We start from the raw sequence: 21000 nt of genomic DNA on the forward strand, positions 1-21000 counted from the left end.
ATTCTCGAATCAACTATCAACAAAACCGCCGGTGCCTCATCTTCGCGCCCTGCATTTGGGTGCTAAGAGCCTGCCCTGAGCGAAGCCGAATCGAAGGGTTCTGAGCATTCTCAAATCAACTGTCAACAAACCGCGGGTGCCCCAGGTTCGCGCAGCTAACCTGGGCGCTAAGAGCCTGCCCCGAGCGAAGCCGAAGAGTGGGAAACCACAACCTCATTGTCAACGGTTCATAACCTCACCGAAAAGGAAGAATCTCCCCGATATCTACCGGGCCATCGCCTCCAAATGCCGCGCCGAACACGCTTCCAGATACGAACACACCAACACGATGAGCTCCTCCCGAACCGCGTCGAACTGCTTCTCCAGCTCATCGGATTCGAGTAACCTCCGGCTCACCCCGACCATCGCGCTCTGCAGCATCGAAGCCACCAGCTTCGGATCTCTCGTCAGCGGTTCGCGAGCGCTTGCCAGCATCTCTGCAATCGCAGCGTTGGCTCGCACCCCGTTCTGGCGAGTGATCCTGGCTCCGTCCACATCCGAGCTCACGGAATAAAGAGCGACGCTCGTCTTCACATCTCTCATCTTCGCTTCTAGGAATGCGTTGATGAGAGCCGTAGCCATTTCGGCAAGCGTTCGCCCCGTCTGCTCTATGCAGACGCGCTCCATCGCCTCCGTAACCCCGTCCAGATGACGCCTCAAGGCGGCCTGTAGAAGCGCGCTTTTGTTAGGAAAGTACTGATACAAGGTGCCAACGGAGACACCGGCGCGCATGGCCACCCTGGTTGTGGTCAGCCGCTCTTTTCCTACCTTGAGCAAAACCTGAATAGTTGCTTTCAGAATTGCGTCTACACTGGCAGTCGAACGTGCTTGGACGGGCAGTTTACGGGGCTCTAACTCTGCTAAGGAAGGCTGCGGCAAATGCGAACTCCTAACCTGAAGCTTCCTTCATCTAATCACATGAAAGCACCGTTGTTGCAAGCGACGGCGGATTGAAAGGAAACAGAATGACGATTCAAACCAAAATGGGCGGCACCTTTACTCTTCCCGGCACATCGACAACCGTCAACCGCATGGGCTATGGCGCAATGCAACTGGCAGGACAGGATGGCGAGAAGCGCGTCTGGGGACCTCCCCGTGACGTAGATGCGGCCCTGGCAGTCTTGCGCGAAGCCGTCGCCGCTGGCGTCGACCATATCGACACCAGTGATTTCTACGGTCCGCATGTCACCAACCAGATCATCAAACAGGCGCTTCATCCCTATCCCGACGGCCTCGTCATCGTCACCAAACTCGGCGCGCGTCGCGGCGACGACGGCTCGTGGATCCACGCTCTTTCCCGCCAGGAACTGATCGATGGCGTTCAAGACAATCTTCGGAACCTCGGTCTCGACGCTCTTGATGTGGTCAACCTTCGCGTCGGAGGAATCATGGGTCCATCGGAGGGCTCGATTGAAGCGCCCCTGACGGTGCTCGCTGAACTCAAAGAGCAGGGGCTCATTCGTCATCTCGGCCTGAGCAACATAAGCCCTGCGCAATTGGCGGAGGCGCAGAAAATTGCCGGCATCGTTTGCGTGCAGAATTTCTACAACGTCGCCAACCGCAGCGATGACGCCTTCATTGATGACCTCGCAGCGCAGGGCATCGCGTACGTCCCGTTCTTCCCGCTGGGAGGCTTCAGTCCTTTGCAATCGTCAGTTCTCGATACAGCGGCAGAATCCCTGAAAGTTACGCCGATGCAGATTGCGCTGGCGTGGCTTCTGCACCGCTCGCCAAATATTCTCCTGATCCCCGGCACATCATCGCTGGAACATCTTCGTGAGAATCTCAGCGCAGCAACGCTCGAACTTCCTGCCGAAATGATCGCCGTACTCGACTCAATTGGTCCCGCTGTGAAGCAGTAATGCTCGATTTTTTGCGTGAAATGACATTGTCAAGCCCTGCGCTCGCTGGAATATTCCGTAAGCTGCACAAAAAAAGCCACTTATTTCTCGAAAAAAGTTGGCAGAGAATTATCGCTAAAATTGCTATCATTGAAATAGAGCAGAAAAAAGCCCGCGAACAAAGCGGGCGTTTTCCTTTCCATGGAGAGGATCCCCCGCTAAGTTATTGAAAACACTAGAACACACTTAACTGCAATGGAATCAATGGTATAGCTAGGGATGATCCCCTGCTAAGTTCTTGAAAACAAAGAAGCCGAAGAAAATACAGGGGGTAAGGGGGGTCCCGCTCCGTCCACTCTGGAACAGGACAGCCGGAACGGGCGCCGCAGTCGGTTCCTGCACCGTTTCACATATTGCCGGTTTGACCTTGGTCTCGCACGGACCTATAATTCGCTTGAGTTCCTGAGAATGTCCTCTGTCCGTGTTTCTGCTCCGCGTTTTTGGCTTTTCCGGCCGGAAAACCGCCCCAATGAAGCGCCTCAGACGGTAATAACAGGAAGCGAAAGTTCGCTTCCGCACAGAAATGCGGGCGACAACACCCAAGAACCTAAGGAGTTTCACATTTCCATGAAGCGCTCGTTAACACTCGTTTGCCTGCTTGCGTCCGGACTCGGCGTCAGCGCCGTCGCCCAGGCGGGCAGCACGGCTCCAGCAGATCCTGCCGCGTCCGCAGCCGTTGCCCCAGTAGGTCCGGTGAAGATTGCCGTGATTATGTTCCAGCCGGCCGTCATGCAGACCAACGAAGGCCAGCGGAACTTCGCCGACCTCCAGAAGAAGTACGATCCCAAGCGCACTCAGCTGAAGGGTATGAGCGATGAGATCGATTCGCTCAAGAAGAGCCTGCAGACAGCTGGCGCTAACCTGAGCGATGCCGAGCGCCAGAACCGCCTGAAGGCTGTCGACGAGAAGGAAAAGGCCTTCCAGCGTCTTGGCGAGGACACGCAGAACGACTTCCAGCAGGATCTGCAGCAGACTTACACGCAGCTTGCTGAGAAGGTCTACAACGTCCTTCAGGCCTACGCGCAGCAGCAGGGTTATACCGTCGTGATCGATCGCAGCACCCAGGAAAGCCCTGTCCTCTGGGCTAACCAGGCAACGGACATCTCGGCTGCGGTCATTCAGGCCTACAACCAGAAGTCTGGCATCCCGGCACCCGCGGGCGGTACAGCAGGAGCAGCGGCAGCACCCTCCGCTCCCACGCCACACCCCACCGCTACTCATCCAGCCGCTCCAAGACAGTAAGAAACTCAGATCTAGAGCAGTAAAAAAGACCCCTTTTCGGGGTTTTTTTACTGCCTTTAATACAGATAAAACGGACTACTTCTGCTCCATGGCAATCTGTGGAAAAAAATGTGGAAGACCTTCCCGCGTCTTCACGGCAATTTATTGAATAGCTTGTAAATCTTACGTAGTAAAGTGTCTGCCGTGGCGAAAGTGACTTATTTTCAATGAGAAGCAGCGTTTGGCTACAATTCTCCTTGACAAAGTTCGCTCCCCTGTCTAGAAAACGCATCTTTTGCACTTTCCACAGGTCACATGAAAGGACTGTGACTTTCGAACGAAGCAAAGCGCGTTTAAAACGGCCTAACGGTTGCTGTCTTCGCCAACTTTGAGTACGGCCAGAAACGCCTCCTGTGGAATGTCGACTTTTCCGATGCGTTTCATCCGCTTTTTGCCCTCTTTTTGCTTCTCCAAGAGCTTTCGTTTACGCGAAATGTCGCCTCCGTAGCACTTGGCCAGTACGTTTTTCCGCAGTGCGGAGACGGTTTCGCGGGCGACGACCTTCGACCCAATAGCAGCCTGGATGGCAACCTCAAACTGCTGCCGTGGAATCAGCTCGCGCATCTTCGAAACCAGCGCGCGTCCGCGCTCATAGGCAAATTCGCGGTGCACGATAATCGAAAGCGCATCGACCGGCTCACCGGAGACGAGGATGTCCATCTTCACCATCGGCGAATCCCAGGTGCCGGAAAGGTGATAATCGAGCGAAGCATAACCGCGCGAGACGGATTTGAGGCGGTCATAGAAGTCGAGAACGATCTCATTGAGCGGCAGCTCGTAGGTCAGCATGACCCGCGTTGGTGTGACGTACTCGAAGTTCTTCTGCCGTCCGCGCTTCTCTTCAACCAGCTTCAGGATGCCGCCGACATACTCTTCGTTGGTCAGGATCATCGCCGTAATGATCGGCTCTTCGATCTTTTCGATCTCGCTCGGGTCAGGCCAGCGTGACGGATTATCCACTTCCAGCCGCGTCCCGTCGGTCATGGTGACCTGGTAGCGCACTCCGGGAGCCGTCGTGATCAGGTCGAGGTTGAACTCGCGCTCCAGCCGCTCCTGGATGATCTCCATGTGCAGCAGGCCGAGGAAGCCGCAGCGGAAACCGAAGCCGAGGGCCACGGAGCTTTCCGGTTCGAAGAAGAACGACGAATCGTTAAGCCGCAGCTTTTCCAGAGCATCGCGAAGCAGAGTGTGCTCGTGCGAGTCGACGGTATAGATGCCGGCGAAGACCATCGACTTGATGTCCTCGAATCCGGGCAGCGGCTCAGAAGCGGGACGGTTGTCTTCAGTCACCGTATCGCCGATCTTAGTATCGGCAACGTTCTTGATAGTGGCGACAAAGAAACCAACTTCGCCCGCGGAGAGTTCGGTAATCTCGACTGGCTTCGGCGTCAGCACGCCCATCGATTCCACATCGAAGACTTTGCCATTCGACATAAGACGAATCTTCGCGCCCTTGCGCAGCCTGCCGTTGATAATACGGGCCAGTACGATGACGCCGCGGTAGGCGTCGAACCAGGAATCGAAGATAAGAGCCTGCAGCGGTGCGCTGGCATCACCCGCAGGCGGCGGCAGACGATGCACAATGGCTTCGAGAATATCCGGCACGCCGAGGCCCGTCTTCGCGCTTACAGGAATAGCATCAGTGGCATCGAGGCCTACTGCCTGCTCGATCATCTCCTGCGTGCGCACGACGTCGGCGCTGGGCAGATCGATCTTGTTGATGACGGGAATGATTTCGAGCCCGTGATTGATGGCAAGGTAGGCATTCGCCAGCGTCTGTGCTTCAACGCCCTGGGAGGCATCGACGACCAGCAACGCGCCTTCGCACGATGCGAGCGAGCGCGAGACTTCGTAGGAAAAGTCCACGTGGCCCGGTGTATCGATGAGGTTGAGCTGATAAGTAGTGCCGTCTTTGGCCGGGTACATCATGCGCACCGAATGCGCTTTGATCGTGATGCCGCGCTCACGTTCGAGGTCCATCGCGTCGAGAACCTGTGCCTGCATCTCGCGTGCGGTCAGCGAGCCGGTAAGCTCAAGCAGGCGGTCTGAGAGCGTAGATTTGCCGTGATCGATATGCGCGATGATCGCAAAATTGCGGATTAGCTTTCTGTCCATGGGAAAAGCGCGACACAGAAGGGGCTGCTTCCGATGCACTGGAAGCAGAGAAACTTCTTTCGCTCAAGCCTTATTATCGCATCCGGTATAGCATGCAGGCGCTTTATGCCCATACAATAAAGCAGTAAATCCGCATGTCTGTAGTGAAACTTTCAGGCGCCGCTTTTGTCGCGGCCATGGTTTGCCTCTCAAGCAGCGTCGTGAGCGCTGCAGCCTTCTTGTCACCAAAGCCGCAAACGACAGCTGCAGAAAGTCCGCAGACGCAACCACCGCAGAAGACAGTCTTTTCCTCGCAGGCGATTTCTGCGCGCGACCAATCTCTCATCGACAGCGTAGAGAAGGCATATCAGACGGGCATCAGCAATTACCGCGACGGTCACGTTGCAGCGGCACGCTCCAACTTCGACTATGCCGTAGATCTGATGCTGCGCAGCGGGATTGACTTCAAGAGCGATCCGGCAATGAGTGAGGAGTTCGATCACATCGTCGACGCTATCAACACGCTGGAGATGGATGCGCTGCGCGAGAATGGCCCATCAAGCGGACAGCAGCAACATCCGGAAGACGCGCCGGTAGAGATCGCCAACGACGTCACCTTTCCTGTCGATCCAAACGTAAGAGCGCAGGCGGAAGCTGAGTTGAAGACGACGCAGTCGGATCTGCCGCTGGTGATGAATGACTACGTTGCCAGCTATATCAATTTCTTCACCAATACTGCCAAGGGTCATAACACCATCGTGAACTCACTCACGCGGGCGGGGCGCTACAAGGAGATGATCGAGCGCGTACTGAAAGAAGAGGGCGTGCCGCAGGATCTGATCTATCAGGCTGTCGCCGAATCCGGATTCCGCGCCCAGGCAGTGAATCCGCACTCCGGCGCAGGCGGCATGTGGCAATTCATGCCTTATAACTCCTATGGACTTTCGCGTACCGGATGGTATGACGAGCGCTTCGATCCGGAGAAGGCTACGCGCGCCTATGCCAAGTGGATCAAGCAGCAGTACGACCAGCTTGGCGACTGGTACCTTGCGATGGCTGCATACGACTGGGGCACCGGGAACATTCAACACGCAGTCGAGCGCACCGGGTATGCGGATTTCTGGGAACTGTATCGCCGTAACAACCTGCCGGCAGAGACAAAGAATTACGTGCCCATTATTCTCGCCGTCACCATCATGGCGAAGAATCCGAAGCAGTATGGCTTGACGGACCTTGAGCCCGATCCTGCTCTGGTGACGGATACGGTCAAGACGGATTATGCAGTCGATCTGCGACTTGTTGCTGACATTGTGAACGCGCCTGTGCAGGAGGTTGTTTCGCTTAATCCGAGTCTGCTTCGCATGAGCACGCCGCCTGACGAGCCTTTCGATCTGCATCTGCCGCCGGGAGGCAAAGGCCTCTTCGAAAAACGCATCGCTGAGATTCCCGAAGACAAGCGACGTTACTGGCGTTTCCACGTTCTCACTTCCGGTGAAACGCTCGAAGATATTGCACGCCAATATCACGTCTCCAGTTCTGAAATTGCCTTCGTGAATCAGTTAAGCTCGACGACTGACCTGAGCGGCCTCGATTCGTTGGTCATTCCTGTAGCTCCGGCCGCTGCGCCATCGGCAGCACGCAACAGCACTTACAAAGTGCAGCACGGCGATACGCTCATTACGGTAGCGGATCGCTTTGGCGTGACCGTCGACCAGCTTCGACGTTGGAACAGCCTGCGCAGCAACACCGTCGCTCCGGGGCGTCGACTTTATATTGCAGAGCCCGCGCGTATCTCCGCCGGCTCGCATAAAGCGCGAGGAAAAGCAGCGGCGCACAACACGGAATCCGCATCTCACCACGCAACACGCGGAGACAAACAAGTGCATGCTGAACCGAAAGCGGCCGCTCCTTCTCACAGTGCGACCGTAAAGGGGAAGAAAACTCAACCATGACCCTCACTAAACACTTGCGTTCATTGGCAAGCCGTTGCATGCTGTTGCTATAATCCGCGCGGCAGAGCAGGTGCATAAAATCGCGCACTCTGTGGTAGAACGGAAAACAGGCACCGAGGCCGGAGGACATTTTCATGCAGGACGATCGCAAACTTTACGCGCAAAATGACAGTGAATTTGAACCTGAAACGGACGACTACTCAGAAGAAGTGGATGATGGCTTCGGCGAAGATGAGGAAGAGGAGGAAGTAACCATTTCCATCTCCTCTGATGATGACGACATCGATGACCTCGACGAAGAGAAGCCGGAAACTCATGAAGAACCCTTCGCTGCAGCCGAAGAAGTAAGTGGGGCGAAGCCTGCTGCAGCCAAGAAGGCTCCGGCAAAGAAGAAATCAGTGGCAAAGAAAGCTCCAGCCAAAAAGGCAGTGAAGAAAGCTCCAGCCAAAAAGGCAGTGAAGAAAGCTCCAGTCAAGAAGGCTGTGAAGAAAGCGCCGGCAAAGAAGGCGAAAAAGGCGCCAGCTAAAAAAGCTGCGAAAAAAGCTCCGGCGAAAAAAGCCGTAAAGAAATCTGCCGCTAAGTCCAGCAGTAAAGGCGCTCGTAGCGGCGGTAAAGCCACGAAGAAATCCGTGGCTGGTAAGAAAAAGAGCGCCAGCGTTAATAAATCAACCAAACGAGGTACTACTTTGGCAGTAAAGAAAGCAGCAAAGAAGGCAGCAGCCAAGAAGGCTCCTGCAAAGAAGGCAGCCAAGAAGGCAGTAGCCAAGAAGGCGCCTGCGAAGAAGGCAGCAAAAAAGGCAACAAAGAAGGCAACGAAAAAGGCAACGAAGTAGTCCCAAGGCAAGCAAAAGAGCCCGGCTCATCGCCGGGCTTTTTTGCGTCTGCACATCGGTTGCACAGTTATATGTGCACTTCCACTTCGTCTCCGTCTCGTAACTGATAGGCCTCACGTAGTTTGATATCCGTTGCGATCTCAATGATGTTCTTAGGATGATGACCGGCGCCCGCTTCATTCGCGTCAGTGCGCAGTAGGAATGCCGGGCGATCGAAGACGCGGCACGGCACCATGCTGACGGAAACGGTGCCTCCGTATTCTTCTTTCTCCAGACGAATGGTCTGGGCAGGCAGTGAGTATGCCTGCTCAAGCTTCAGATTCAGCGTTCCAGGAAAGAGCCGCAGGCCGGTCTTCTGTGTATAGAAGCTCTCCAGCTTTTCGAGCCAATAGGAGAAGTTGCCCATGCCGGAGACGACAACCCCCTTCAGGACGGACACAATATCTGCTCCAGGTGATGCTGCTGGTGAGCGATGTAGTCTTCGATCAGAAATCGCAGCGTTGCGGGATCGTTGTCGCCAACCTGACACGCAGCATCGAGTCTGTCTTCCGGCACCCTCTCAACGACTGCCTGAAGCATCTCGTGCTGGGCCTGCCACCAGTTAAGCAGTGTCGCCCACGGCATCGCTGCGTATCCATGAGCGGCGACCCAGCCATCCTGCGCGTAGAAGGGGCCGGTGTAAGCGCCGTCGATAGAGGCACGCACGAATCGCTGATGATTGTTGGCCGCGGAATCGATCATGTGCCCGAGAACCTGCTTGCGCGTCCATCCACCTTCGCGCCACGGCTCGCCGGCAACATTTTCCGCTAGCTGAAAAAGCGAATGGCGGATTGCTTCGCAACCCGCCACAAAATTACTCGCAACTGAATTCGCCATGCTTTAGTGCTGTCCTTCCATCTGGTTGAGTGCCGTCAGTACTTCTTCGCTGTGATGAGAAGGATCAACCTTCGTCCATACCTTCACGATCTTACCCTGCGGATCGATGAGGAAGGTGTTGCGGTTGGCGATCTTCATCACCCCATAGTTGCCCAGCGATCCATACTCGGCGACGACTTTCTTTTCTTCATCGCTCAGCAGTGTAAAGTTGAGGCCGTCCTTCGCGCAGAACTGCTTGTGACTGTCGACCGAGTCGACGCTAACGCCGAGGATCACGGCATTTGCCTTCAGGAACTTCTCCTGATCGTGCTGGAAATTATGTGCTTCGATAGTGCAGCCCGTGGTCATGTCCTTGGGATAGAAGTAGAGAACGACCCACTTGCCGCGAAAGCCATCTAGGCTTACAGGCTTGCCTTCCTGCGAAGTCAATGTAAAGTTCGGAGCCTGCTGGCCGACCTGCGGCATGGCTGTCTCGTCAGCGGCAAAGCCGCGCACTGCCAGGAAACCGGCACCTAAGATAATCACGGTTGCAATCAATACGATGGAAAGCTTAGACACGGCGATTTGCCCTCCTTCCGGGCGTGCTTCATTATCCCTGTTCTACGGCTACGATCGCAATATTCGCTGCATTGGCACGCAAAAGAACTGTATCCCGATCAAAAATCAATGTTCTTCCGGCTTCAACCGCAAGGCACGTCGCATGCGCCTGCTCCATCGCTTCGATGGTCTTGATTCCAATAACGGGCACATCGAAGCGCATATCCTGCTTTGGCTTGGCGACCTTTATGACCGTCAGATCACGATTGAAGGTGGAGGCTTCGCCTTCGTCCGCCATTGTCTTCATGATCGCGCCAGCACGCGCAATGGCGGCGTCGGTGCCCTCCATTGCCTCGACGGCAACGCATGCCTGGCTCGCGACAACCACGGTCTGGCCAATATCGTACCCGGCGACCGCGTTGGCCACAGAACGGCCGTATGCGATGTCCTCCAGTTCATGCCCGGATGGTGCGCGAGCCGTCAGCACACCAGAGTTTGCCAGCAACGGCTCAAGGTAGGCTGTCGATGAAATCAGCTCGATGCCTTCATCGCCTAAAACTTTCGCGACCGCGCCGAGCAGCATGTCGGTATTTTTCGTACTCAGAGAGAGCAGCAGCTTCGCCAGACGCCAATCAGGCCGGATACTTGAGAAGATCTGCTTATGCTTCACTTGTCCCGCCATCACGGCGCGGGTGACGTCCTCGTTGTGAAAGGTCTCGATCAGCTTCGATAATTCTCCAAGCGAAAGCCAGTAGACGCGGACACCCGGATCGGCAGCGGCGCGCTCATTCATCTCGGGGTCAGTTTCTTCCTTGATGGCCGCGACAATGACTTCGAGCCCATGTGCGCGTGCAGCTTCAAGAAGCAAAAAAGGAAAGCGGCCATTTCCGGCGATGAGTCCGAGCTTCATAGCGCGATTACTTCAACACTCCGCGCTCAGACTTCTCGATGAACTCCACCAGGTAAGTGACGTCCTCGGTGGCAATGCCTTCGCTTTTCAGCTTCTCCAGTGCCTGTGAGGTGTTCAGCTTTCCGGCAAGCAAATAGCGGTAGGCATGTTGAATTGCGCGCAGACGCGTGCGATCAAAGCCGCGCCGCTCCAGACCTACCTTATTCAAGCCGTAGGCGCGTGTCTCGCGCCTGGCTGAGGTCAAGGAGTACGGCAACACATCCTGTGTCACCGTCGTGCCACCACCGGTATAGGCGTATTTTCCAATACGGCAATATTGATGCACCTGGTTGAGCGCGCCAACGGTCACAAAATCTTCAACGATGACGTGCCCTGCCAGCGTAGCGCCATTGGCCAGGATGCAGGAGTCGCCGACCACGCTGTCATGACCGATATGCGTGTAGGCCATGATAAGGCAGCCGTTGCCAACGCGTGTGGTGCCGCCACCGCCCGTTGTGCCACGCGAGATGGTCACACACTCGCGAACGACATTGTCGTCGCCCATGGCAACGCCGGTAGGCTCGCCCTTATATTTCAGGTCCTGCGGTGCGACGCCTACACAGGCAAAGGAGTAAAACTTGTTCCGAGCACCGGCCTTCAGATGTCCGTCGAGCACGACATGCGAGATGAGTTCGCATGCTTCGCCCAAAACCACATCCGGACCGACGGTACAGTATGGGCCAACCATGCACGATTCAGGAACAACGGCCGTGGCCGCAACAATCGCAGTTGGGTGGATACTCACTCTGTCGTCACCGCGGTTTGGAGAGCTGGCGTTTCAGGATGTTCAGTAGCAGTTTCTTGCGCCCGCCTGGGAACAAGCTGGCACATTACTGTGGCCTCGCATGCGAGCTTGCCTTCCACCGTCGCCAAACCTTCCATGCGCACGGCGCGGGTCTTCCATTGCAGCACATTGATTTCAATGCGCAACTGGTCACCGGGCACCACGGGCCGCCGAAATCTGGCGCGCTCGATTCCTGTAAAGACCATCAGCTTGCTTTCGCGGTCCGGAATCTCGGTCAGCAGCAACGCTCCGCCTGCCTGCGCCATCGCCTCGATCACGAGTACGCCGGGCATGATGGGGTAATTCGGAAAATGACCCTGAAAAAATGGCTCGTTGATGGTGACATTTTTAATCGCGACGATCCGCTTTTTCCGTTCGATCTCGACCACGCGATCAATGAGAAGGAAAGGGTAACGATGCGGCAGGATCGCCATGATATCGGTAATTTCGAGCACCTTGCTGGGCTCCGGAGTGTGGGTTGCGTTCTCCATAATATGCACGTGCGATTATAAAGGGACTGCGCCTTTGGCGAAATGTGGGCGCCGTGAAATGCTCGCAGAAATGCCGCAAAACTAATAGCTTTTATGAAGTTATTGGCAGATCTTACGCAAGATTTTCTAAATCTGAGAACGCTTAATTTGCTTATATGACGACGAGAAGAGACTTTTTCCGACTGGCCGCTGAAGCTGCGACCCTGGCCGTGCTTCCAGGCCAAGCCATGACGGCGGAGACAAATACACAGAGCCCGCGAGTGGCACGAGCCATCCCGCGGCAACCAGCCCTGCTCGATCTCCAACAACGATTTGTAGATTTGCGCTTCGGCATGTTTCTGCATTTCAACATGGCCACGTTTCAAGACCGCGAATGGGGCGACCCCACTTCAGCGCCTGATCTGTTCCACCCTACGGCCCTCGATACCGACCAATGGGCTGCAGCAGCGAAATCGGCCAACATGACCTGGGGTTGCCTTACCACGCGGCACCATGATGGCTTCTGCATCTGGCCGACAAAGACGCGCGGAGCCAGCGTTCGGCAGACCTCGCACCAAATTGATGTTGTCCGCGCTTATATCGATTCCTTCCGTAAGGCGGGTCTCCGCGTGGGGCTGTATTATTCGATCCTTTCGCTCCGCGATGACATTCGCCATTTCAATGTCACTCCGGACAAGATCCAGCTCATCAAGGATCAGCTTACCGATCTCTTCACCAACTATGGCGAGATCGATATCCTCATCACCGATGGCTGGAATGCGCCCTGGAGTCGCATCACGTATGAAGAGGTACCATTTCGCGAAATCTATGAGCACATCAAAACACTGCAGCCCAATTGCCTTATCACTGACCTGAATACCAGCCAGTTTCCCGCTGGCGGACTCTACTACTCAGACATCAAAGCATTCGAACAGAACGCGGGGCAGAAGGTCCCTCAAGGCAGCGATCTGCCTGCTCTCTCTTGCGTTACCCTCACCGACGGATGGTTCTGGAAGCAAAGCGATCTCGATGGCCACCTGAAACCCACGGAGACGGTGGTGAACGAATGGCTGGTGCCGCTTAACCGGAGATATTGCACCCTGATTCTCAACGCACCACCGACGCGCGAGGGACGTCTCGCTCCCAATGTCATCAGCCGTCTTGAGGAGATTGGCAAAGCGTGGAAAAATCCCGGGCCTGCTGACAAGATCAGCAAGCATGTGGTCATTACCACGCCCAACCTGGCTACAGCCAAGCCGATCCATGCCAGCTCATACCCTGACACCGTCGGTCCAGATGAGGCAAACGATGGAAGCTTCCAGTCCAGTTGGTATCCGGATGAGGGGTTGACGTCAGGCTGGATTGAAGTCGACCTGAAGAAACAGCAGAGCTTCAATGTGGTTTCTTTAATCGAGCCGGTTGGCAGATGGGACGATTACCAACAGTCTCGTATCAAGAGCTACCACTTTGAAGGTTGGGACGGCGCAAAATGGGTGCCGCTGGCAGAAGGCGGAGTGCCCGCCCCGACTACGATTCACCGCATTCCACGTGTTTCAGCGCAGCGTGTTCGGCTGACATTTGAGAGCAGCCACAACAGCCCGCATATCGCGGATCTCGGCGTTTATGACGAACCTGAATAAGCGGTGAAGTGATTCTGTTGATCCGCCTCCAACTTTCCAAGATCGTTGGTCGGATCACTTGTACTGCATTGAAAGGATGTCGCTTGCCCGATGCGTACCCTCTGCAGTTGAAAAGCACCATGCCCGAAGCTTCATACCCATTGGTACGGCACCGATGCATTTACAATAATGAAGCTGGCGAGTCTCTCGAGTGTTACGGTGAGCTAACGTTACGCAAAACTTCGGCCACGTTGTATCGAAGTCAATTAAAGGGCCCATAGCTCAATCGGTTAGAGCAGAGCACTCATAATGCTTTGGTTCCAGGTTCGAGTCCTGGTGGGCCCACCAAGCCAGATTCACAAAAAAGGTTCGCAGGCGGCGAGCGCGTTGATTCGGACTCCTTTGAGCTCTCTACCGCTTCTTCCACAACGTTATCTTTAAGCCGCCATAAATATTGAATGGGGCTCCTGGTGCCAGAAAGGCTGAACTGCGGATCGGGATCTGGCCATCGTCGGTGCCGTATGGTGTTCCGAATGGCTGTGCGACGAAATGGTCATTATTGTCGAAAGGTGTGGTGCCAAGCTGGGCCCCTGTCGAATAGTGCTTGTCGAGCAGATTGTTCAGCTGCACAAAAAGCTCAATGCGTGGAATGATCTGATACCGCGCTCCCAAATTGGCAATCCCGTAACCCGCGGATTTGCCCGATCCAAGATAGAAAATGCCATCTGGTTGATCCATGTTATTTTCATTGCCGCGTGCGAAAGATGAGCCAACCGCGAGAATATTCATCTCAGCCGTCAATTTCGACGAAGGCTTGTACTGGCCATAGATCTTGAATATATTGCGCGGCACCTGCGGGATAAAATCTCCGGGAGTGATGTGGATGTCATCATCGATGCCGGGCATTCCAGCCAGCGCGCTGTCGTTCGTGCTGTTGCTGCCGCCATCGATAGTCTGCGAACTCTGATAGGTCGCATTCAGGAAGGTGTAGTTCCCACCCACGCTCCAGTGATCCCAGTCCTCGGCAAGCTCTAGTTCCACACCATCGCGTCGTGTCTTACCGAAGTTGAGGAAGTATCCGAAGCCGGTCTGTTCGGAAGCCACAAAAAGCAAATCGTTATAGTTCTGCCCGAAAAAGTAGTCGGCACTCCAGTGAAACGTACCGGTATCGTTGCTGCGAATACCCACCTCAAAAGTGCGCGAAACGACTTGCTTGAGCGGAGGATCACTCACCAGCGCGTTCGGTAAATTGCAGGGCTCGTTGGGATCAGCGCAACCAAGTTCGATAGATGTTGGGGCGCGGCTTGCCTCGCTATAGTTGAAATAAGTATTGAAGAAACGACTGGGCTTGTACGTGAATCCGACTGCGGGGTTGAACCGCTGGAAGACATTGTTACTGGTTAGATTCCCTCGGGCCGCGGATAGAGGCAGATAATCCACATTGTCAAGTGAGGTGTGGTTATAGCGTCCGGAGAGAGTAAAGGTCCATGGACCATAGGTGAAGGCGTCGGTGGCGTAGACGCTGGGCGTGTTTACTATCCCGTGCAGCAACACCTGAGTGTCTACCGGGTCTCCGTCGGAAAATGTTGTGCCATCGAGGAAGATCGGAACAAGTGTAAAAGAGACGTTGTCCGAGTTCATGTAGCCAAGCTGGGTGAGTTGGTGGTAAGTCGAGGTGCCACGATCCCATCCCGCCCCTGCAGCCAAGCGGTTGTGCCTGGTTCTCCACGTGATCAGGCCGGAGAGACCATAGCTGTTCTGCTTGTCCGTCGTACGCGTGATGACGCCGTTGCACTTCTCAGATGGCTCGCCGCCAGTATCGTTTTGGAGTACTTGTGCAAGGCAACTCCAATATGGAAAAGGCTCTGTCGTAGAGTCGCCTGTGATTGGAAAATCTGAATAACCTGCAGCCGTAAGCGCAGCCACATCGGCCGGGCTCAGGTTGTAGAGATTTTGGTCGAAGGAATCATCGTTCAAATCGCCATTAGAGCTGTCGGCTCTCACGTAGCGATAGTACGTGTTGCCAGAGAGGGTCAGGTTATCCGTCACCGCGTGAGTTACATTCAGCGTCAGTGAAGGAGAATGGTCCCAGGTCACATCTGGAATGGTATTGACGGACGTATAGTCCACGTTCAGGAAGCGAAAGTCTGAAGTCCCGTTTCCTGTCATCCAATTGTCCGCATAAGCTCCACTCAGGTAGACACTCGTCTTTGCATCCGTCCATCCGATTTTTGCAAAAGCCTGCCGCACTTCAGAGGGAGAAAATTGCCGCCACCCGTCCTCGTGATAGAGATTGCCGGCGAGGTAATAATTAAAACCACCGGGCAACACACCGCCTAGCTCTCCTTCACCGGCGCGGCGCCCAAACTTTCCGCCCGTTATCTGCAGCGAGCCGCCGGGAGCGGTAAGCCCGTTCTGTGTCTGCACCGAGACGGCGCCGCCCAATGTGTTCAAGCCATAGACTGGGTCAGAGCCGGGAATCAGCGCCATGTCCCGAATGGCTAATTTCGGGATCAGGTCCCAGGAAACGATATCGCCGAATGGTTGGTTCTGGCGCACACCATCCAGATAGACCGAGAGCCCCTCGGGAGTCCCTAACAGAGGCGAAGCCGTATAGCCACGATAGTTGATGTCCGGCTGGTATGGATTACCGACGTTCTCATTCACATAGACACTGGTCAAACGCCTATTCATCAGATCCGCAAGATCGAGCGCGTTGCTATCTTCGAGGTTTTTCGCTGTCAATCCCTGCACTGGAACGGGTATCTGGTCACGAGACTGATCAGCCTGTCCGATCGGCGTGGGAGAAAAGACCGTAATGCTCATCGAAATACCCTGGACAAGGAGTCTAACCTCCTGAGAAACCGGAGCCGCCGAGTTTACATGGAGCGTGACAATACGAGAAACAAAGCCAAAGCTGGAAATCTGGAGCTGATACCTTCCGAAGGCTAAACCGCTCAGGGAAAATGCGCCCTGCGCATCCGTCTGGAACGTGCGGTTTGTACCGGGGCCGGTGAGACTTCCGCTGGCCCGCAAACCGGCACCCGAGGGATCGCTCACCCGGAGTCGGATTTCACCGATTCTTACATTAGAAGGCGAGGCCGCCACTTGTGGGTAGGCAGGATGTCCGATACACAGCAAAAAAGCTATACATAACATACCGGAGCGAAAAGTCAGCAGCATTCTGTCTGGTCCTTTGGGTGGCGCAGATGTAAGTCATGCCGATATTCTTTTGGGCCTCTGCATATGTATTCCTGCTGCTGCGGATTTGTTCAGCCTTTTTCTTGTCACCGGGATAGTCTGCACTCACCGGAAATTGCATATTATGAATGCAGCCGGCATGTCATCCCTTTCAACCAACACGGCTATTGGTCTCGTTCTGCGCTCCTCAGCGGAGTGGATGAACCGAGGCGCTTCATTGGAAGACGAAGTGCTCGGCTTGTTCGATCTCATGCAGACACGGCTGCTGAGATATGCCGTGAGCTTTGGCGTTACCATGCAGGACGGTGAAGATATTGTGCAGGAGACGTTCCTTGCACTCTTTCATCATTTGCAGCGAGGCCGACACGGAGATAACCTACACGGCTGGCTCTTTCGCGTGACTCACAATCTGGCGCTGAAACGAAGAATGAAGATACTCAACGATCCTGCTGGAAGGGATACAGCACAGGTCGAAATATTGGATCCGAATCCTAATCCCGAGGAGTGTATGCTGTTCGGCGAAAGGCATGCGCGACTTGCATCCGTTCTCCAAGCGTTATCGATTGAGGATCGGTCGTGCCTGAGACTGCGCGCCGAGGGACTTCGTTATCGAGAGATCGCCAGGATACTTGGTATTTCACTCGGTAGCGTCTCCGCATCGCTCAGCCGTTCTCTTGCGCGGTTGGAACAGGTAGATAAGAGGTAAAACATGCCCGATCGTTCTCAACACCCGTCTGATGAAGAGATCCTTCAATTCATCGATGATGAACTTCCGGCAGATTGTATAGAGCACCTTCGCGAACATATCGCGGCTTGCCCGAACTGTCGGAACCGGCAGGCATCGATAGAAGGCACGCTGGATGCTCTGAACGAGCTCTACACCTCGGAACAGTTTGAATTGGGTTCAACGACGGCACGATCTCGCGCTCTCCTCCAGAAAAAGCTCGTGAAAGATCGCAAGAGTCATTCTTTCTGGCGTGATCGTGTGGCAAGCTTTCATCTTCGCCTGCCGATCGCGGCGGCGATCGTTCTGGTTTTCATCGGATTTGCCTTCTATGGTGGAAGAAAAATCTGGACAGACCAACCATCTTTATTGAACCCCCAGGAAGAGGCTATCGTTCCGAATCACTCTTTGACTCCTGGTGCAGTTCGCGCTGTGACGTTGACGGATATATGCTCCTCTACTGACGATGACCTCGATCCAAAAGTGCCTTCTTCAACCGAGAGAGCTGTCTTTCAGGAATATGGCCTCCCATCCAATAGACACACACGAAAGTATCAAATCGACTATCTAGTCAATCCCCAGCTAGGCGGAACAAACGATATAAGGAATCTGTGGCCGGAGCCTTATTCAAATGCCAGGTGGAACGCTCAGGCTAAAGATGAATTGGAGCGGCACTTGCACCAAATGGTTTGCGATCGAACTGTCGACCTGGCGGTAGCGCAGCGGGAGATCGCGACCGACTGGATTGCCGCGTATAAGAAATACGTAGGTCGAAATAGCTAGTCACTCTATCCAGAAATCCGAGCAATCGCCGAGTCACTTGTCGAGGTTGGCATTTGTCCCGAGAAGCCAACTTTACGGCAACTTGACCGAACCGGCCGACTATCCAAGAGAACTTACACCACACCGACGGGCAACAGCGAAGAAAGATCGTGCGTCCCAATACCTACATCTTCACGCGCCGCAGCGTGCCCGTCCTGTCAATGTTTACGACAAGCCGATCCAATGCAGAAGGTCGTCGGATGAAACCTAGGGAGGTTTTTCATGGCAACACGTAAACGCGTCGCAGAAAATAAGACCGACCCGAAATCTACCGAGAAAAGCGAAATAACAGGCAACGGCGGAGAATTACATCAGCTTGCAGCCGGCACACATGCTCCGCTCACAACGCAAACTGGCGCTGTCATCGCCGATGATGAGAATTCCCTCAAAGCCGGCCCACGAGGCCCTTCGCTCCTCGAAGATCATATCCTTCTCGAAAAGATCCAACATTTTGACCATGAGCGCATACCGGAGCGAATCGTCCACGCTCGAGGCTTCGGCGCCCATGGTTACTTCGAACTGACTGACTCACTCAAAGGAATCTCGCGAGCGGGAATTTTCAACAAAGTCGGCGTTAAAACCCCCGTCTTTGTTCGTTTTTCCACTGTCGCAGGTAACAAGGGATCGACCGATCTCGCGCGAGATGTCCGGGGATTCGCAGTCAAGTTCTACACCAATGAAGGCAATTGGGACCTGGTAGGAAATAACATCCCGGTCTTCTTCATTCAGGACGCGATCAAGTTTCCTGATCTGATCCATGCCGCGAAGGCGGAGCCTGATCGCGGTTTCCCTCAAGCCCAGACTGCGCACGATACCTTCTGGGATTTCGCGTCTCTGATGCCGGAATCGACGCATATGTTGATGTGGGCAATGTCAGATCGTGCTATTCCACGTTCCTTCCGAATGATGGAAGGATTCGGGGTACATACCTATCGCCTGATCGACGAGAAAGGGAAGGCCACGTTTGTAAAGTTTCATTGGCGGCCCAAGCTTGGTATGCAGTCAGTAGTATGGGACGAGGCACTGAAAATCTCTGGGGCCGATCCGGATTTTCACCGCCGCGATCTGTGGCATGCAATCGATAACGGAAATTTTCCTGAATGGGAATTTGGCCTTCAACTCTTCGACCAGGACTTCGCCGACAAGTTTGACTTTGACGTTCTCGATCCGACTAAGCTGATTCCTGAAGAAATCCTGCCTCTCCGGGTCATCGGACGTTTAGTCCTGGATCGGAACGTATCTAATTTTTTTGCTGAGACAGAGCAGGTTGCATTCTGCGTTCGGAATGTCGTACCCGGTATCGACTTCAGTAATGATCCACTCCTCCAGGGGCGAATTTTCTCCTATCTGGACACCCAATTGAAGCGGCTCGGTGGCCCCAATTTCCAACAAATTCCCGTCAACGCGCCAAAGTGTCCCGTGATGCACTTCCAGCGGGACGGCCATATGCAGATGAGTCCTCAGGCGGGTAGAGTGAACTATTCCCCAAGCTCGTTGGCCGAAGATACCCCTCGTCAAGATCCATATCACGGTCTATCCAGCTTTGCAGAACCGATGGAAGGCGACAAATCACGCATTCGAGCTGAATCCTTCGCGGATCACTTTTCTCAGGCGCGACAGTTCTTCTATTCGCAGACAGAGCCCGAGCAAAACCATATCGTTTCTGCATTCATCTTTGAGTTGAGCAAGGTGGAAACATCTGCTGTCCGGGAACGCATGGTCGGTCAACTGGCCAATGTTGACTCCAAAATAGCGGAGCGCGTCGCAAACGGACTGGGTTTGCAGGGGAAGATTAAACCTGTTTCCACGACTGTGAAGGTTCGCGAGGATTTGCGCACATCTCCAGCTCTGAGCATCCTTGCGAAGGCTAAAGATACGCTTCAAGGACGCAAGATAGGCTGTCTCGTCTCAGATGGCACAGATGGAAAGCTCGTAGCCTCCCTCAAGGCTGCGGCCGCTAAGGTGAAGGCTGAGTTTGCCATTGTCGCGCCCAAGGTGGGCGGGGCAGCGACCAACGATGGTCAACTTCTTCCCGCAGATTTCCAGCTGGCGGGGGGATCATCCGTCTTATTTGACACAGTGTTTATCGCGCTATCGACGGAGGGAGCTGCACAGCTCTCTACCGAAGCCGCCGCGGTAGCGTGGGTTCACGATGCATTTGCACACTGCAAGGTCATCGGAGCAACAAAAGAGGCGAAGGCACTTCTGGATGCGGCTGGCGTTGTTCCAGACATAGGCGTAGTAGTTGGATCAAATGCAAATACTTTCGTTGCTGCTGCTGCCAAGGGAAGAATCTGGGAGCGGGAACCAAAGGTCAGAACCATCTACTGAGCGCCTTATAGTCAGGCATCCATATTGATTGAGCCGCTCACAAGTTTTCGAAAGGGCATTTCGCTTTGTTAAGGAAACAAAAAGGGTGGTTCGTATGACTGATAAAGAATCGGGCGACAATGCAACACTCTCGCAACTTGAGCAGGAACTCAGGAAGCATGAACTAGCTCTCAAAGAGATCTACGCCCAGAGTGCCGGGACCGCACTGCCCACTCCAGAACAGATCCAGAACTGGGATTGCCTCAAAGAAATGGAACGCATCCAGATCGAGAAGATCCGCCAATCTATCCAGGAACTCGAATAGGTTGACGTACGAGGTAAAAATGAAATCACTTCGCAACGATCTGCGCGAATTCTATTGTATTGAGATTTGGCGAGAATGTGTTTGCGGACTAATTGCGCGGGATCATCGTAGGGCCTGCCCGCAATCATCACTTGGGCAGTGTCCGGCGTTATTCCCGGAAGTTTTTGCAGATCTTTCGCGGAGGCGCTGTTGATGTTTATCGGGCCCTTCCGCGCGAGCCCTTCCACGATGCCCTTTGCGATTGCCTGCGCGTTACGCTTGGCTATGGCGGTTGCGTCCGCGG

The 21000-nt window shown here is 54.5% G+C and carries 19 protein-coding genes, 1 tRNA gene and 1 pseudogene; 10 read left to right on the forward strand and 11 right to left on the reverse strand.

Annotated features, from left to right (window positions below; genetic code table 11):
* Positions 1-264: 264 nt before the first annotated feature.
* Positions 265-918 carry a TetR/AcrR family transcriptional regulator gene (locus GSQ86_RS06810; protein WP_158749207.1) on the reverse strand — a complete coding sequence of 218 codons (654 nt, stop codon included), beginning with the start codon at positions 916-918 and terminating at the stop codon, positions 265-267.
* A gap of 86 nt (positions 919-1004) precedes the next feature.
* Here GSQ86_RS06810 and GSQ86_RS06815 point away from each other — a divergent pair, with 86 nt between their 5' ends.
* The 3 genes from GSQ86_RS06815 (at position 1005) to GSQ86_RS06825 (ending at position 3182) form a co-directional block, all read left to right on the forward strand.
* On the forward strand, positions 1005-1901 hold the full coding sequence (locus tag GSQ86_RS06815) for an aldo/keto reductase family oxidoreductase (RefSeq protein WP_158749208.1): 897 nt from the start codon (positions 1005-1007) through the stop codon (positions 1899-1901).
* Positions 1901-2110 (forward strand): hypothetical protein, encoded by a 210-nt coding sequence (locus GSQ86_RS06820; protein WP_158749209.1) that lies wholly within the window; start codon positions 1901-1903, stop codon positions 2108-2110. Before GSQ86_RS06815 ends, GSQ86_RS06820 begins: the two co-directional genes overlap by 1 nt.
* Positions 2111-2507: 397 nt before the next feature.
* On the forward strand, positions 2508-3182 hold the full coding sequence (locus GSQ86_RS06825) for an OmpH family outer membrane protein (protein WP_158749210.1): 675 nt from the start codon (positions 2508-2510) through the stop codon (positions 3180-3182).
* A gap of 342 nt (positions 3183-3524) precedes the next feature.
* Here GSQ86_RS06825 and lepA read toward each other — a convergent pair whose 3' ends face one another.
* Positions 3525-5336, reverse strand: coding sequence for a translation elongation factor 4 (lepA, locus tag GSQ86_RS06830; protein WP_158749211.1), 1812 nt, complete (start codon positions 5334-5336; stop codon positions 3525-3527).
* 134 nt (positions 5337-5470) lie between these two features.
* Between lepA and GSQ86_RS06835 the strand changes: the two genes are divergently transcribed.
* Positions 5471-7267: a LysM peptidoglycan-binding domain-containing protein gene (locus tag GSQ86_RS06835; RefSeq protein WP_254062202.1), complete on the forward strand. Its 1797-nt coding sequence runs from the start codon at positions 5471-5473 to the stop codon at positions 7265-7267.
* Positions 7268-7580: 313 nt separating this feature from the next.
* On the opposite strand, the gene GSQ86_RS22945 is transcribed toward GSQ86_RS06835, so the two are convergent.
* The 7 genes from GSQ86_RS22945 to fabZ are packed head-to-tail and all read right to left on the reverse strand — an operon-like array spanning position 7581 to position 11737.
* Complete coding sequence (locus GSQ86_RS22945; RefSeq protein ID WP_216841039.1) at positions 7581-8111, reverse strand: hypothetical protein; 531 nt, start codon at positions 8109-8111, stop codon at positions 7581-7583.
* A gap of 56 nt (positions 8112-8167) precedes the next feature.
* On the reverse strand, positions 8168-8539 hold the full coding sequence (locus GSQ86_RS06845; protein ID WP_254062203.1) for a CTP-dependent riboflavin kinase: 372 nt from the start codon (positions 8537-8539) through the stop codon (positions 8168-8170).
* Positions 8527-8976, reverse strand: a complete 450-nt coding sequence (locus GSQ86_RS06850; protein WP_158749212.1) for a DinB family protein — start codon at positions 8974-8976, stop codon at positions 8527-8529. Before GSQ86_RS06850 ends, GSQ86_RS06845 begins: the two co-directional genes overlap by 13 nt.
* Positions 8977-8979: 3 nt before the next feature.
* Positions 8980-9534 carry a peroxiredoxin gene (locus GSQ86_RS06855; RefSeq protein ID WP_216841040.1) on the reverse strand — a complete coding sequence of 185 codons (555 nt, stop codon included), beginning with the start codon at positions 9532-9534 and terminating at the stop codon, positions 8980-8982.
* A 31-nt stretch (positions 9535-9565) separates the two neighbouring features.
* Positions 9566-10423, reverse strand: coding sequence for an LpxI family protein (locus tag GSQ86_RS06860; RefSeq protein ID WP_158749213.1), 858 nt, complete (start codon positions 10421-10423; stop codon positions 9566-9568).
* Between the two features lie 7 nt (positions 10424-10430).
* Positions 10431-11207 (reverse strand): acyl-ACP--UDP-N-acetylglucosamine O-acyltransferase, encoded by a 777-nt coding sequence (gene lpxA / locus GSQ86_RS06865; protein WP_158749214.1) that lies wholly within the window; start codon positions 11205-11207, stop codon positions 10431-10433.
* The gene (fabZ, locus tag GSQ86_RS06870) at positions 11204-11737 is read right to left on the reverse strand and encodes a 3-hydroxyacyl-ACP dehydratase FabZ (RefSeq protein ID WP_158749215.1); all 534 of its coding nucleotides are present in this window, start codon (positions 11735-11737) and stop codon (positions 11204-11206) included. Before fabZ ends, lpxA begins: the two co-directional genes overlap by 4 nt.
* A gap of 155 nt (positions 11738-11892) precedes the next feature.
* Here fabZ and GSQ86_RS06875 point away from each other — a divergent pair, with 155 nt between their 5' ends.
* Both GSQ86_RS06875 and GSQ86_RS06880 read left to right on the forward strand, forming a co-directional pair.
* Positions 11893-13356 carry an alpha-L-fucosidase gene (locus GSQ86_RS06875; protein ID WP_158749216.1) on the forward strand — a complete coding sequence of 488 codons (1464 nt, stop codon included), beginning with the start codon at positions 11893-11895 and terminating at the stop codon, positions 13354-13356.
* Positions 13357-13606: 250 nt separating this feature from the next.
* Positions 13607-13683, forward strand: a tRNA-Ile gene (locus tag GSQ86_RS06880).
* A gap of 63 nt (positions 13684-13746) precedes the next feature.
* On the opposite strand, the gene GSQ86_RS06885 is transcribed toward GSQ86_RS06880, so the two are convergent.
* Positions 13747-16395, reverse strand: coding sequence for a TonB-dependent receptor (locus tag GSQ86_RS06885; protein ID WP_254062204.1), 2649 nt, complete (start codon positions 16393-16395; stop codon positions 13747-13749).
* 280 nt (positions 16396-16675) lie between these two features.
* Between GSQ86_RS06885 and GSQ86_RS06890 the strand changes: the two genes are divergently transcribed.
* The 4 genes from GSQ86_RS06890 to GSQ86_RS23335 all read left to right on the forward strand — a co-directional run bounded on the left by GSQ86_RS06890 (position 16676) and on the right by GSQ86_RS23335 (position 20717).
* Positions 16676-17242, forward strand: a complete 567-nt coding sequence (locus tag GSQ86_RS06890; protein WP_158749218.1) for an RNA polymerase sigma factor — start codon at positions 16676-16678, stop codon at positions 17240-17242.
* A gap of 3 nt (positions 17243-17245) precedes the next feature.
* Entirely contained in the window at positions 17246-18043 is a 798-nt protein-coding gene (locus tag GSQ86_RS06895; protein WP_158749219.1) for an anti-sigma factor, read from the forward strand.
* Between the two features lie 261 nt (positions 18044-18304).
* Positions 18305-20413: a catalase gene (locus tag GSQ86_RS06900; RefSeq protein WP_158749220.1), complete on the forward strand. Its 2109-nt coding sequence runs from the start codon at positions 18305-18307 to the stop codon at positions 20411-20413.
* Positions 20414-20507: 94 nt separating this feature from the next.
* Positions 20508-20717: a hypothetical protein gene (locus tag GSQ86_RS23335; RefSeq protein ID WP_254062205.1), complete on the forward strand. Its 210-nt coding sequence runs from the start codon at positions 20508-20510 to the stop codon at positions 20715-20717.
* 56 nt (positions 20718-20773) lie between these two features.
* Here GSQ86_RS23335 and GSQ86_RS23820 read toward each other — a convergent pair.
* Positions 20774-20944, reverse strand: a pseudogene (locus GSQ86_RS23820) (ComEA family DNA-binding protein); the annotation flags it as partial.
* Positions 20945-21000 lie beyond the last annotated feature (56 nt).

It is taken from the genome of Acidobacterium sp. S8, from assembly GCF_009765985.1.
Classification (GTDB): domain Bacteria; phylum Acidobacteriota; class Terriglobia; order Terriglobales; family Acidobacteriaceae; genus Alloacidobacterium.